We start from the raw sequence: 13,514 nt of genomic DNA, 5'->3' as shown, positions 1-13,514 counted from the left end.
ATTCGCCCACAAGCGTACATTTAAATGATAGAGCGTCTTCCCATTTTTTTCCACTCATCTGCCCTTCGAGTAAAATTTTACACATACTATCTTCTTTGGAAGGAGAAGGGTCCCCGGATGGATGGTTATGGAAACAAATAATGGAAGCAGCTGAACGCCTGAGCGCTTCTTTGAACACTTCGCGGGGATGGACGATCGAGGCATTTAAGCTTCCGATGAAAATCGTCTGCCGGTGGATCACCTGGTTTTTAATATTTAAATACAGGCAGACAAAATGCTCCTGGGACAAAAAGCGCATATCATTCATGACATAATTGGCCCCGTCCTGCGGCGTGCGGATCACATAACGCGTATCGTGCTGCAAATTGGCGATCCTTCTGCCGAGTTCAATGGCGGCCAGAATCTGAACCGCTTTTGCTGTGCCGATGCCTTTGATGGCTGTCATTTCCTCAAGGGAAGCATCTTTTAAAAACCGCAAGCCTTCAAAATGGCGGATCAGCCTGTTGGCAAGCTCGAGCACCGATTCATCTTTCGTGCCGGTACGGAGTAAAATGGCAAGCAGTTCCTGATTGGAGAGGCTCTCCGCTCCTGTGCGGATCAGCCGTTCACGCGGGCGGTCTTCTGCAGGAAAATCTTTGATCAGCATTTTTTCCAAATGAATTCCTCCTTTTCTAAAGCAGGAGGCGGGGGAATCAAACCAATGGGCTTTTGTATGGGAGATACAATTGTATCGTACCAAAAAACGGGCCGTGTAACAACTGCAAATTCAACCTTTTCAGACAAAAAAATAGTGCCATGCGGGCATTCGTGGCACCGCAGCTTTTCAGCCGGAAGCCCGCATTTGGTTTCAATGCCCGCTGTAGACCTTTACGTAGTCCAGCAGGTTTTGTTCGGCATCCGTTAAATCCTGCCGGTTGCCGCTTTTTTGATAAGCCGCGAGCGATTCATACGCGGCCGTTTCGTATTTTTTCAGCCGGCCGAGCGTTTCCTGCCTGACTTTTGCCAGCTTTTTGACGTTGCCGGCTGCTGTTCCGACTGTCTTCATGCCGTCCGGTGAAACCTCTCCGTTCTGGACAGCGGCGGCCGTTTCTTTTGCCAGTTTTTGAAAAAGCGGAACCGTTTCCCGGGCAAAAATTTGCTCATCCTTTGTCGTCGTTTGGACCTTTTTGCTGGAAAAACTGATTTCTTTTGCATACAGTTCGACGCCTTTGTCTTTCCAGGCACTTTCCATTTTTTTGGCCGTGCCAGGGCTGTCGGCCACACCTGCAAAAATATAGCGCTGCCCGTCCATCGAAAGCTGCATCGACGGGACCTTTTTTGAGGCGAGTTCGCGCGACACTTTAGAGGCGGCGCCTTCCGTGCTGAACACCCCTGCCTGGATGATGCCGATGCTTAGCGCCGGAAGCCTGGCCTCTTGCTGTGCTGCGCCCGTTGCAGCGCCTTCAGCCTGCCGATTCGGGAGTTTTGTTTGATGATCTCCGTACGCAATAAATTTTAATACAACAAACCCGAGCAGCGCCCCAAACACCACTGCGGACACGACAGAAAACAAAATCGCCGGCGCGGCCCTATTCGCCGCCGTTTTTTTCGGGAAGATGCTTTTCTTTTTGGGCGCGGGTGTATAATGGATCGGCCGGAATTCTTCAATCTGATCCGCATCGAGTTCGGGCAGCACCCATTCAAATGATTCCTCTTCTTTTGCGCTGTCTTCCTGTGCGGCAGCCGTTTCCTCGGCCGCTTTCCAGTCATGGACTTTTACGCTGTCTTCCGGCTGCTCCTTTTTTCCGCCCACTTTGACTGTAATTTTCGCCTTTTTTTTCGCCTTGTCCAATGCTTTCACCTCTCCTGCCCGATTTGCTTCATGCTACCATAACCGGCAAAAAAAAGAACAAGACTTTTGTCGCCTTGTCCAAAAACCATTCGCCGATTTCCGGCATTTTATGCAAATTTTATCCGAGCCCGGAGAAACGCAAATACATCCCGATAAGGCTGTTTCCGAAAAAATAGGCGGTAAGCGCACCGATGGCGATAAACGGCCCAAACGGCACCGGTTTTCGTTTTTTAAATTTGCCGGCAGCCATCAAACCGACGCCGTAAAGCGCGCCAAAGAGGCAGGCCAGAAAAAAGGCCAGAAAAGTTTTCTCTATGCCGAGCACAAGCCCGATCACAAAAAACAATTTAATGTCCCCGCCGCCCATCGCGCCTTTTGTGAAAAAGGCAATGAGATAGAGGAGGCAAAAGCCGAAAACCGCCCCGAGCCAGGCGGACCACCACGGCGATGCCGGGTGAAAAAGCCGGACGGCGGCAATGGCGGCTGCAAAAGGAAACAGCACTTTATCAGGAATAAGCATATACGCCAAATCGGAAACGGTAATGATGACAAGCAGCGAAATGAACAAAATGGCAAGCAAAAATTCAAGGCTCCAGCCGAACCGGTAAAAGGAACAGGCAAACAAGCCCCCGGTCAGCGCCTCAAACACCGGATAAATCGGGGAGATCGGCGCGCGGCAGCTTCTGCATCTGCCCCGTAAAATAAGAAAAGACAATACCGGTATATTTTCATTCCAGCTTAACGAGTGCCCGCACTTCGGGCAATGCGACCCGGGACGGATAATCGATTCATGATTCGGCACACGCAGCCCGATGACATTATAAAACGAGCCGAAAACCATCCCCAGTGCCGCAAAATAAGCTGTCCATAATCCATGCATGTTTGATCCCTCTGATCTTTCAGCATATGGTATTTTCTTGGTTCGCTACCGGCAAGCAACGGGCGATATTAAGCATATGTAATGGCAAGGATGAACATGCCGAAAACTTATTGCCCCTTTATTGCGACCGGGTCACTTTTATGTCCTGCTGCCGGCACGTCGATTTCCGGCAAATAGTCCGAATACCGGCTTAACGCCGGGTAATAAAAAGTGGAAACCGTGACGGTGTACTGCAATCCACTCGATCCAGGCGCTCCTTCCCCCGGACTGAAATTGAGGCTTTCGATCACCGTAATGCGCGGCAAGTTTTCAATCGTCTGTAAAAATGTTTTCATGCTCTTGTAGCTGTCTGACTCCACTTTTAAAGTATACGACAGTTTTTTGACACCGGCAGGCAGTCCGTCTGTTTTTTGCTGTGTGCCGGATGAGGTGCCGCTCGTTGTGCTTTGTGTAGCCTCCTCGCTCCCGGACGTACCGGCGGAGTCCTGCTGGGCGTCTGTTTCCGTAATCCGGCTGCCGGAAAGGGCCTCTGCCATCCTGAACTGAAGCAGCACTTGTTCCGCAAGCGGTTTTGCCGGGATTTTCCGCATCAGGCTGACGACATTGCCAAGCTGCAGTTCCGGGCTTTGCTGTTTTTTTGACTGCAGGCTGGATAGCACCTGCTGTTCCGATTTCAACGCGGCTTTTTGCCCGGCCAGCCCGGACTTGGCCGGCGCCAGCACAAACCAGTACAAACCGGCTGCACCGGCAAGGCAAACGGCAAAGAGGGCAAGCATGATAAAAAGCTGCTTCCGGTTTAAACGGAGGTTCATTGCTGTTCCTCCCTTTTGCCGGCGGCATTGAGCGCGGCTTGATTGAGCTGGATCGTATATGTCGCTTCATAAACCGTGACGCCTTCCGCTTCCCCGGTTGCCACATTGTCCGCGCCGGCTGTGCCGCTTGACGAAGCACCGGCCGTTTCCGTATTCATTTTGATGCTGTCCAGGACAGCGCCGCTGAAGTACTGGCTGTCATTCAGCCGTTTTAAAAAGTAAACCGCTTCATCAGAAGAATCAAACTGGACGGTCACATTCGCGCCTGTGCTGCCGCAGGAAAAGTCCGTGATATAGCCGTATTGCGGCAAAAGTTTGGTAAGCTTGTCCAATACCGGCACCGTCTTGACCGGCGTATCGCTTGCCCATTTAACGGCGGACGAAAGCTTTTTGAAATCCTGTATGTCCGCATTGCTTTTTTGTGCTGCCTGTTCAGCGGCCTGGAGCGCTTCCGTCTGTTTGATTTGCTGATTGACAGCAGCAAGGTCCTGTTTTGTCTGATGGAGCGCAATAAAGAAGACGATGAGAAAGATGGCGGATGCACCGGCCAGTATCCCGGCCCAAAAGAGCAATGCGATATTTTTCGGTTCTTTTTTCGGCAGCAGGTTAATCTCAACGAGCATCTATTTCACCTCTTTCAGTGCAAGGCCCAAAACAGGCGCAAAGCGGGCGGGAAACGGCTGCCCGGTTACGGAAGATACTTTTTCCGTTACAATCATCGTGACCGGAAGGCCAAACTGCTCCGCAAGATTCTCCGCAACCCCAGGCAAATACGGATAATCGCCGTTCAGCAAAATTTGATTGACTGCATCCTGCCCTTTCCGGATCGAAAACTGGTAATAATTCATGATTCTGTCTAGCTCTTTATCGATATTTTCCGTCTGGTAGCGGAGCAGCGGGTCGCCCTCCGGCCAGCGGTACTTTTTTTCGCCAAAAGCACTGGTCTCCGTCTCCCATTTGGAAAGCGGAATATCGACTTCAATCTCCCTGGTAAGCAGCGGGAAATGCCGATGGAAAATGGTTGCAGTGACCGTGGACAAATCAAACTGGAGTAGGAGCAGGTGGTCCATCGCATTCAACGTATTCAAATGATAAAAAGACCGATAGGCGCATAACGGGGAAATATCGGCAGCAACCGGGCTCAGGCGGATGCCGTTAAAAAAATCGGCATAATCTTCGACGACATCCCGGGGCGCAGCAAATAACAACACCTGCTTTTCTTGATTCGATGCACCAAGGAGCGCAAAGTCAAATACAGGATCGTCAAACGGCAAATGAATGGTGGAACCGAGCTCAAGGGTAATATAACCTTCCATTTCATCCATGGCAATCTCATCCGGAACAGCAATTTGGCGCACGACGACAAAATTGTCGGGCACAGCAAAACGAACTGGGTGTTTTCCTTTCAGCCCCCAATCACCAAGACATTCTTCAGCGATCATCGCAAGCGTCTCGGCATCGATGATTTTCCCGCCGCGGACTACCCCTTCCGGCAAATACCGCTCGCCCATTTTTGAAACAACAGGCGGATCGGCCTGCCTCAATTCGAGAAAACGGATGACATGGTCTTTAATAATGAAATTTCCGGTTTTTTTTGATGAAGGAAAAAATGAGCGTGGCATCATGATGGCTCCTTAACTAGAAATCTTAAAAACCAGTAACCAAGGCCTGGCACAGAGGGCAGGCCTTGAGTGAAATGAAAATAATTAATATTGTTTCAATTCCCAATAATATAAACATCATTTTCAGACTTAGTTGCACTTCTCTTTGCTGCATTAATGGTTTTCAAATCAGCGTCATTAAATCTAATTTTAACATCACCGTCTTCACCATAACCTGTAAATTTATATACAGTCTTACCATCACTGTTATTTGTTGAAACAGAAACTGAAAATTGAGGGTTGTCTTTGTCTTTATCTGGAGTAACCAATTTTGAATCTTGATCATCAATATAAGATTTCAAGTCGTTATAGCTAAGCGGAGACTTTACACCATTGTCAGAAACATAGAGCTTTGCTGCACTAATCACTTGTATAGCGTCTGACTTAATCGCATTAAATCTCGAATTCTTGATAACATTCCCAATCGCCGGGATCGCAATCGCGGCAATAATGGCCAGGATCACAATAACCGCCAACAGTTCAATCAACGTAAAGCCCTTTTGATTTTTCAATAACTTCCTTTTCTTGTTTAACATCGTTTCTCCTCCTAATATCCTAGATCTTTTTACCTATATTATACATGGTTGTGTTGCATAATCCTACCTTTTTTGGCCAATTTATTGAACATTATTATAAATTTCGAACATCGGGATCATGATGGCGGCAATGATCGTGCCGACAACGGCTGCGAGGACAACGATCATAAACGGCTCAATCAACGCCTTGATCTGGTCGGTGGCGGCTTCGACTTCGGCTTCGTAAAAGTCAGCGACTTTGCCAAGCATGGCGTCCAGCGCACCGGTTTCCTCGCCGATCGCAATCATCTGCGTGACAAGCGGCGGAAAGACCCAGTGGCGCCGCATCGGTTCTGTCATCGACTGCCCTTTTTCCAGCGCATCGCGGGCCTGGCGGAGCACTTTTGTCATCACTTCGTTTTCGACGATTGCCTCCACAATCGACAATGCCTGTAAAATCGGCACGGAACTGGAAAACAGCGAGCTCAATGTCCGCGTCATCCGGGCAATGATCGATTTTTGGACGAGCTTGCCGAAAATCGGGAATTTGAGCACCGCATAATCCAAATAAAATTTGCTTGTTTTGTTTTTGCGCAAAACGACCAGCAGCACGTACACCCCGATCAAAATCAGCACGACAAGCCACCAATAATGCTGCATAAACCCGCTTGCTGACAAGACAAGGCGTGTGACCGCGGGCAGGCTGGCGTTATAGTTTTTGAGCATTGAAACAAAGGTCGGGACGATTTTCACGAGCATAAAAATGACAACAACAATCGCCATCACCCCGACAAAAGCCGGATACGTCAGCGCCGACCTTACCTTTTTCCTTGTGCGGTGCTGCTTTTCGTAGTAGGTTGCGAGCCTTTCCAATGTGCCGTCAAGGTTGCCGCCCGCTTCACCGGCGTAAACCATGTTAATGAACATCGGGGAGAACACTTTTTTATGTTTTGCGGCCGCCTGGGAAAGCGGAATCCCGCTGCGCAAATCTTCCTCGACGGCCAAAAGCGTTTTCTTTAATGTTTTGCTGCTCGTCTGGCTGGCGAGTATGTTTGTGGAATCGACGACGGTTACGCCGGCTTTCAGCAGTGTTGAAAACTGACGGAGGAAAATGACAAAATCCTGCAGTTTCACCCTGCCGCCGAGGCTGATTTCCATCGTCATTAACGTTTCCGGCAGCTCGTTGATTTGGAGCACGCGGACGCCCTGCCCGCGCAGCTTGACCAGCGCCTCCCGTTTCGATTCGGCCGTAACGACGCCGTTTTTCTTCCCGGCTTTTGTCCTTCCCTCGTACTTAAATCGTGGCATTGTGGACAATCTCCTGTAAATAAGGTTCTGCCGCTTCTTTGGAAATCGCGCCCACTGCAAGCAATTCCTTCACATCGGTTTCAAGCGTGTGCATCCCGAATGCGCGGCTCGTCTGCAGGACATTCACGATCTGGTGAACTTTTTCATTGCGGATCAGATTGGCAATGGCCGCGTTGTTGACGAGCACTTCCGTGGCAGCCCTCCGCCCTTTGTTGTCGGCTGTCGGAAAGAGGCGCTGCGAAATAATCCCAACTAAAACATTTGCCAGCTGGATGCGGATTTGCGCCTGCTGGGACGGCGGAAAAACGTCAATGATCCGGTCAATTGTCGACGGCGCGCCCGATGTGTGCAGCGTGCCAAGGACAAGGTGCCCGGTTTCCGCTGCCGTAATCGCTGTATGGATCGTTTCGAGATCGCGCATTTCCCCGACTAAAATCACGTCCGGGTCCTGCCTGAGTGCCGCGCGCAGGCCGTTCGCAAAGTTTTGCGTGTCAAACCCGACTTCGCGCTGGTCAATGATGCATTTTTGGTGTTTATGTAAATACTCAATCGGGTCTTCAAGCGTAATGATATGTTTGTGCAGCGTTTTGTTCATATGGTCGATCATGGCGGCAAGCGTCGTCGATTTCCCGCTTCCGGTCGGCCCTGTCACCAGCACTAAGCCATGCGGTTTTTCCGTGAACGCATACAACACAGGCGGCAGATGCAGTTCTTCAACTGTCGGGATCGCAGTCGGGACGACACGGATCGCCAGGGACACGCAGTTGCGCTGCCGGTACACATTGATCCGGAAACGGGATACGCCCGGGATGCCGTAAGAAAAATCAAGCTCCCCGCGTTCCTGAAAAACCGGCCACATGGTATCGGAAATGATCGCTTTTGCCATTCCTTCCGTCAATTGCGGCGTCATTACTTCTTTCCCGTAACGTTTCAGCCGGCCGTTCAAACGCAGAACCGGCGGCACGCCAACGGACAAGTGAAGATCCGATGCTTTCAGTTCGAAAGCCGAGCGAAGCAAGTACTCGATTTTTTCCTTCATTCTTTTCACCTACTCCGGCAGGGCGATGCGCAACACTTCTTCGGTCGTTGTCATCCCCTGCTTTACCTTTAGTAATCCGTCATCGAGCAGAAAAATCGTTTTATTTTGGATTGCATACTCCCTTAATTTGGACAAAGGTTCCCCGTTCATAATCCCGCGCCGGATGTTTTCATTGATCACCAGCAGTTCCTGGACTGCCATCCGCCCTTTATAGCCGGTCATGTTGCAGTTTCCGCATCCGCGGCCGCGGATGATTTTCTCAATTTTGATGCCGCGTTTTTTAAAAATTTCTATTTCCCGTTTTGTCGGCGCCTGTTCTTCTGCACAGTCGCGGCATACTTTGCGCACGAGCCGCTGCGATACGACACCGCTGAGTGAGGTGGCAACGAGAAACGGCTCAACGCCCATGTCTATTAATCTCGTAATCGTGCCGAGCGCATCATTGGTATGCAGCGTACTTAAGACGAGATGGCCGGTGAGGGAAGCGCGGATGGCAATTTCAGCCGTTTCCTTGTCCCGGATTTCCCCGACCATGATAATATTCGGGTCCTGCCGCAAAATCGCCCGCAGCCCTTTGCTAAACGTCATGCCGACCCCCGGGTTGACCTGAATTTGGTTGACGCCTTCAATCTGGTACTCTACCGGGTCTTCTACCGTAATGATATTCACCTGTTCATCATTGAGATGGTTTAGGGCCGCATATAAAGTCGATGACTTCCCGGAACCGGTCGGCCCGGTTATTAAAATGATGCCGTTCGGGCGGTGGATCAGCTGCGTAAAACGCTTGAGATTTAGCTTGTTAAAATCGAGCTGGTGGATATCATGGATGGCTGTTGACAGATCCAAAATCCGGAGCACAATTTTTTCCCCGAATACGGTCGGTAGCGTTGATACCCGGATATCAACCGGATGGAAATCGACGTCAATTTTAATGCGTCCGTCCTGCGGGATGCGGTGTTCGGTAATATCAAGATTTGCTATAATTTTAATGCGCGCCACAAGCACGCTTTGCATCGATTTCGGCAGCACCCGTTCCGTCCGCAAAATCCCGTCAACACGGTAACGGACGATAAACTTTGTTTCCTGCGGGTCCAGATGGATATCGCTCGCCCGCATTTGGACGGCATTTTGCAAAATCTGGTTAACGAGCTGGACGACAGGCGAATCTTCTTCCCCCGGACCGGTTTCAGCCGCCTCTTCCTTTTCAGCAATGCCGTCCAGCAATTCTTCCATATTGTCATCGAGGTCGTAATACTTATGGATCGCCCGCAAAATATCGTCTTTCGAGGCAATCGCCGGTTCAATGCGGAAGCCGGTCGATAGCCGCAAGTCATCGATCGCATTAAAATCCATCGGGTCCGCCATTGCGACAAACAGTTTATCCCCGTCTTTTTTGAGCGGAATAAGAAGATTTCGTTTCGCCATTTCTTTCGGCACAAGGTTCATGATGCTCTGGTCAAAAGGATAGCGGAAAAGGCTGATGTGCGGGATGCCGAGCTGGAATTCGAGCGCTTCAATGAGCTGCTGCTCGGTAATTAGCCCGCGCTGAAGAAGCGCATCGCCCAGTTTTTGGCCCGCCGCTTTTTCCTTCAGCACCTGTTCCAGCTGTTCTTCTGTAATCAACCCTGCATCCACCAATAAATCGCCAAGCCTTTTTCGCACTTGTTTCATCCGAATTCCCCCGCTTTATCTGTCATGTCCCGGGCCTTTCTTATGTCAGCTTTTGCTGTCCGCCCCGTTATCCTTGCCGTCATGCGTACCGGTGCTGTCTTTGCTGTCATTTGAAGTTCCAGCTTTTGTGCTGCTGCTTTTTCCGTTCTTTTTTGAAGCTTCCGCATCGGCATTTTTTCCGCTGCTTTTCGCAGCCTCCGCGCCGGCACTTTTTCCGCTGCTTTCTGAATTGCCGCCGCTTGTTGGCGTGTCCGTTTCATTACCGGAACCGTTATCTGTTTCCGATGAGCCATCCGTGTTTTCCGTTTGCGCCGGATTGCCTTTTGCAACCATTTGTGCCACCGGCGGATAAAAATCTTCCGCCAACAGCACGGATTTCAGCAGGCCGTGATTCCGGCTGTAAATATTGCGGAACACCCTGGCATAATAACCTGCTTTTCCAGCTTGCACGACAACAGATTGATCCGTTTTTAAAGCGGCTTGAAATTGCACGGTTGTTTCGGGATGAATCGTTTTTTTATCTTTCAGCACCATTTTATAGTTTTCGAGAAAAGGCCGGCCTGCCACAGAAACGGAAAAAACACCGTTATGAACCGTAAATTTCAGCTGATAAGCGGTTGGGTTCGGGTTGACAAAAGAGAAATCCAGCTTTCCTTTCACCACTTTCGCTTCTTTTCCAAGCGCTGCATAATACGGCAGTTCGTTCCCCGTATTGCGTTCAATGATTTCAAAATTGGTCGGCAGCACCGCCCCGTATACTGCGGTTGCGACTATGCTGAGTGCTTCATTTGAAAAAGAAGCGCCTGTTTTTTCCGCTGTTTTTAATAAGGAAAACATCCCGTGCGCAGGAATGTTGACTTCCGGAAACTGTTTTGCCCAATTTTCGAGCTCCGTTGCTTCCGCAATCGAAACATTTGATACGGAACCTTTTGATACTGTCGTTTCTTTTTCGCTCCCGTCCAGGGCATAACCGGACAAATCAAAGGAAAGATTGGTGGTCTCAAGCCTGGCAGCGGCATGGCATATGGCCTTGTCCAGCCGGGAAATATCCACGTCATCCGGGCTGACGTCTGGAAAAGACTTTGAGACCAGGTTCCGAAGCCCGTTATTGTCAAGCGTAACAACAAGTGACGAGGCCTGCCCGTTTTTTACCCGGAGCATGCTTTCTGTTACGGAAAAATGCAGCAGCCCAGCCGGAAGCTTCCCCGTTTTTGACAAATAGACAATTTCTGCCGAATTGGATGCCTTCCATTTCTGCACGGCAGCCGATAATTTTTGCCGTGCCTGCTCTTCAGTCAGCCCGGACAGCTCTATTCCCCCGGCTGCAGTGCCCTGCGCATATTTTTCTTTATGGCCGAATCCGTTCTCAATGGCCAAAGCCCCAAAATGTGAGAAACTGAATATAAAAGCTGTGCTGATCAATAAGATTGTAAACACTTTTAAAAACCGCTTGTTTCCCACACTTCAGCGCCGCCTTTCATTCATCAACATGCATGGACAATTCAACAAGAACACCCGGCCCGGCCTCCTGCGCCCGCTTAATGTCTTCTTCAGACAAAACCGTTCCGGCCGTGATAACCCGTTCCCCGTTTCCCGCGTAAATGTCTTTTGACACTTTCTTTCCTTTTAAAAGTTCCACCTGTTTAGCCCGGAGCGCCTCCATTCCCGCTTCGCCCGGTTGTTCAAGATCCTCTTTCTCTTCTTTTTTCAGCAGTTCTTCAGGATCGTCAAGAAAATGGCCGGGTGCTTCCTCTTCCACAACGACAATATCTTTTCCGTACGTCATGACAAAGTCAGCAGAAAGGATCGTTTCCGACTCGCCTGTTTGCAAAACAATGCCTAAAATTTTGCCTGTATTTTCATCCGCGTAAAATTCTTTTACTTCGCCAACCAGTTCTCCTTTCCGGGTCATTACTTTCGCGCCGACAATGCGGATTTTTTTGTTGACGAGCTGGTCTGCGATCGGAATTTCATTTAAATCAATAACAGCCCTGTCGCTTTCCACGGTGACCGCATACTCGCCGATGCCGACCACTTTTTTGAATGGAATCGCTTTTACGCTTACTTGCCAGTCTTCGTGCTCGATCGTAAAAAAATCGACGGATCCTTTGTCCGGGTTAATGACGAAAGACTTTACTTTCCCGATTTCAGCGCCTTCAGAAATGCTGATGATCGGCTGCCCCAAAATTTGCGTGCTTTTTTTCATCTACCTCACACCTGTTTCCTCATGGATTATAGACCGTATTTTGTCCTTAAAAAATCAATTTCTTCGCGGATGACCGGGTATTCCGCATATGTTTCCGCCAAGCCCCTAAGCAGAGAACGCAGCTTGCCAAATTGTTGTTCAGCTATGTAATGGTCGATCAGAAGGCTTGCAAAAGTGAAATAATCTTCCGGCGCAAGCTGCGGGTGCAAATGGGCTTTCACAAGCTGTTCGTACGCATCAGCTGGCTGCGTAAGGCGGTAAAGGTTCAGTTGTTCAAGCAGCACCCCAAGCAATTGCTTTTGAATAGGCGTTGTCCCGTTTGGCACGGCTGCTGCTGCCGGCGCTTCCTCAACAGCAGTGTTTCCGGCCGTCTCCTCTTTTTTTGCAGTTGTGTTGTCCATACCTGCGCCTTTTTCTTCTTGGAGGCCGTGGCCTGCCTCCGAAAGATTCCCGAATTTTTCCGTCTTTCTGGTTTCCTGGTTAGGCATCCTATCGATTTCTTCCAGCTCGTCCACGGCAGGCATGCCTTTCCCGGAAAGTGCAGCAGGTGCTTCCGCTTCCTTTTCAAAAGAAAGGAGCGGGATCTCTTCTTGTTCAACATATGGAACATTTTCAGAACCGGATGGCGTTCCCGGCCCGGTTCCTACAACAGCTTCGGAATTCTGGTCATCCGCCTCTTTTGCGGTTGCCACGTCTAGAGGGTTGGTGTCCGGGCTCTCCGCTTCCGCAACCCATTCTTCAACTCCATACATTTCAGGCAATTGATCAACCGCATGTTCTTCATTTGTTTCTTCAAGCATTTCCATGCGGTTTTCAAGAAACGCAATTTCTTCTTCCCCGGAGCGTTCTGCCGCCTGTTCGTTTTCCGGTAGAGCGGTTCCCGTTTCGTTTCCGGCCGCATCCTCCAGTTCTTCCCATTCCGGTTCATCCTTTTCTTCTGGCAGGGTACTTTCTGTTTCGGGTCCCGGGCCGTTTTTCCCCGGCAAAATCTCTTTCGTTTCAGGAGCCGGAGCACTTTTTTCAGCCGGGAGAACCGCGTCATTTGCGGCAGGCCAGTCCAGTGCTGCCGGCCGGTTTTCCCGCATCACCGCCAGCTCTTCTTGCTCATCCCATGCTGGAAATTCGTCTGCATCGTTATCCTTTCCAGCGAACAAAAATGCCAGCTTTTTTTCGAACAGATAAGCCACACAAAGCACGAGCAAAAAAACAATCAAACAGCTCTCCCATAGCGGAACCACATTGCCCGCCAAAATGCCGAAAAGCGCCAGCAAAAAAGCGGTGCCGGCCAGCACAACCACGCCTTTTTTGGAAAATCCGAAAGAAAAAAAGACAAAAACGGCAATTACGCATAAAAATCCAATCACGGCAAACGCCGCAGTGAGAAGATCCATCATCCCACCTCTGTTTCTGTCAGAGTACAATATTTCCAGAAAAACCAATTATCGAAAATCAACTAAGACTATTTTATTATAAATCACGGTGGATGGGAAGATTGTACTGCATCTTGTATGTGTCAAGTTTTTCTCGACAAGGTTTAAATATCGGGTATTCCAAGACACTCTTTTTGTACACTTTCGGCTACCGTGCTTCA

The 13,514-nt window shown here is 49.7% G+C and carries 13 protein-coding genes; all 13 read right to left on the bottom strand.

Going from position 1 to position 13,514, the window contains the following annotated elements; all coding sequences use genetic code 11:
• Nucleotides 1-655 (bottom strand): RadC family protein (gene radC / locus IC21_RS05745; protein ID WP_080588410.1); only part of this gene is annotated, 655 nt, incomplete at its 3' end.
• A gap of 192 nt (nt 656-847) precedes the next feature.
• On the bottom strand, nt 848-1,840 hold the full coding sequence (locus IC21_RS05740) for a hypothetical protein (protein WP_234969617.1): 993 nt from the start codon (nt 1,838-1,840) through the stop codon (nt 848-850).
• 109 nt (nt 1,841-1,949) lie between these two features.
• The gene (locus IC21_RS05735) at nt 1,950-2,711 is read right to left on the bottom strand and encodes a prepilin peptidase (RefSeq protein WP_013859814.1); all 762 of its coding nucleotides are present in this window, start codon (nt 2,709-2,711) and stop codon (nt 1,950-1,952) included.
• 107 nt (nt 2,712-2,818) lie between these two features.
• Nucleotides 2,819-3,523, bottom strand: a complete 705-nt coding sequence (locus tag IC21_RS05730) for a type 4a pilus biogenesis protein PilO (RefSeq protein WP_029142820.1) — start codon at nt 3,521-3,523, stop codon at nt 2,819-2,821.
• Entirely contained in the window at nt 3,520-4,146 is a 627-nt protein-coding gene (locus tag IC21_RS05725; RefSeq protein ID WP_029142819.1) for a PilN domain-containing protein, read from the bottom strand. The genes IC21_RS05730 and IC21_RS05725 overlap by 4 nt, the downstream gene beginning before the upstream one ends.
• A complete protein-coding gene (pilM, locus tag IC21_RS05720; RefSeq protein WP_029142818.1) occupies nt 4,147-5,145 on the bottom strand; it encodes a type IV pilus biogenesis protein PilM in 999 nt (332 codons plus the stop codon).
• Nucleotides 5,146-5,240: 95 nt separating this feature from the next.
• The gene (locus tag IC21_RS05715) at nt 5,241-5,720 is read right to left on the bottom strand and encodes a prepilin-type N-terminal cleavage/methylation domain-containing protein (protein ID WP_029142817.1); all 480 of its coding nucleotides are present in this window, start codon (nt 5,718-5,720) and stop codon (nt 5,241-5,243) included.
• A gap of 81 nt (nt 5,721-5,801) precedes the next feature.
• Nucleotides 5,802-7,007: a type II secretion system F family protein gene (locus IC21_RS05710; protein ID WP_029142816.1), complete on the bottom strand. Its 1,206-nt coding sequence runs from the start codon at nt 7,005-7,007 to the stop codon at nt 5,802-5,804.
• Nucleotides 6,994-8,046 (bottom strand): type IV pilus twitching motility protein PilT, encoded by a 1,053-nt coding sequence (locus tag IC21_RS05705; protein WP_029142815.1) that lies wholly within the window; start codon nt 8,044-8,046, stop codon nt 6,994-6,996. Before IC21_RS05705 ends, IC21_RS05710 begins: the two co-directional genes overlap by 14 nt.
• Before the next feature lie 9 nt (nt 8,047-8,055).
• A complete protein-coding gene (locus IC21_RS05700) occupies nt 8,056-9,717 on the bottom strand; it encodes a GspE/PulE family protein (RefSeq protein ID WP_029142814.1) in 1,662 nt (553 codons plus the stop codon).
• Between the two features lie 45 nt (nt 9,718-9,762).
• Nucleotides 9,763-11,178, bottom strand: a complete 1,416-nt coding sequence (locus IC21_RS05695; protein ID WP_029142813.1) for a VanW family protein — start codon at nt 11,176-11,178, stop codon at nt 9,763-9,765.
• A gap of 16 nt (nt 11,179-11,194) precedes the next feature.
• Nucleotides 11,195-11,923: a PRC-barrel domain-containing protein gene (locus IC21_RS05690; RefSeq protein WP_029142812.1), complete on the bottom strand. Its 729-nt coding sequence runs from the start codon at nt 11,921-11,923 to the stop codon at nt 11,195-11,197.
• A gap of 26 nt (nt 11,924-11,949) precedes the next feature.
• On the bottom strand, nt 11,950-13,314 hold the full coding sequence (locus IC21_RS05685; RefSeq protein ID WP_029142811.1) for a phage holin family protein: 1,365 nt from the start codon (nt 13,312-13,314) through the stop codon (nt 11,950-11,952).
• Between the last annotated feature and the right edge of the window lie 200 nt (nt 13,315-13,514).

Origin of the sequence: Heyndrickxia coagulans DSM 1 = ATCC 7050, from assembly GCF_000290615.1 — a bacterium.
In the GTDB taxonomy this organism is placed as follows: domain Bacteria; phylum Bacillota; class Bacilli; order Bacillales; family Bacillaceae_C; genus Weizmannia; species Weizmannia coagulans.
This window is presented reverse-complemented; position numbering and strand designations above follow the sequence as displayed.

Bases quoted from the DNA above. Each gene is read 5' to 3' on its own strand.
- IC21_RS05735 (WP_013859814.1), bottom strand. From the start codon at position 2,711: ATGCATGGATTATGGACAGCTTATTTTGCGGCACTGGGGATGGTTTTC.
- IC21_RS05730 (WP_029142820.1), bottom strand. From the start codon at position 3,523: ATGAACCTCCGTTTAAACCGGAAGCAGCTTTTTATCATGCTTGCCCTC.
- IC21_RS05725 (WP_029142819.1), bottom strand. From the start codon at position 4,146: ATGCTCGTTGAGATTAACCTGCTGCCGAAAAAAGAACCGAAAAATATC.
- pilM (WP_029142818.1), bottom strand. From the start codon at position 5,145: ATGCCACGCTCATTTTTTCCTTCATCAAAAAAAACCGGAAATTTCATT.
- IC21_RS05715 (WP_029142817.1), bottom strand. From the start codon at position 5,720: ATGTTAAACAAGAAAAGGAAGTTATTGAAAAATCAAAAGGGCTTTACG.
- IC21_RS05710 (WP_029142816.1), bottom strand. From the start codon at position 7,007: ATGCCACGATTTAAGTACGAGGGAAGGACAAAAGCCGGGAAGAAAAAC.
- IC21_RS05705 (WP_029142815.1), bottom strand. From the start codon at position 8,046: ATGAAGGAAAAAATCGAGTACTTGCTTCGCTCGGCTTTCGAACTGAAA.
- IC21_RS05700 (WP_029142814.1), bottom strand. From the start codon at position 9,717: ATGAAACAAGTGCGAAAAAGGCTTGGCGATTTATTGGTGGATGCAGGG.
- IC21_RS05690 (WP_029142812.1), bottom strand. From the start codon at position 11,923: ATGAAAAAAAGCACGCAAATTTTGGGGCAGCCGATCATCAGCATTTCT.
- IC21_RS05685 (WP_029142811.1), bottom strand. From the start codon at position 13,314: ATGGATCTTCTCACTGCGGCGTTTGCCGTGATTGGATTTTTATGCGTA.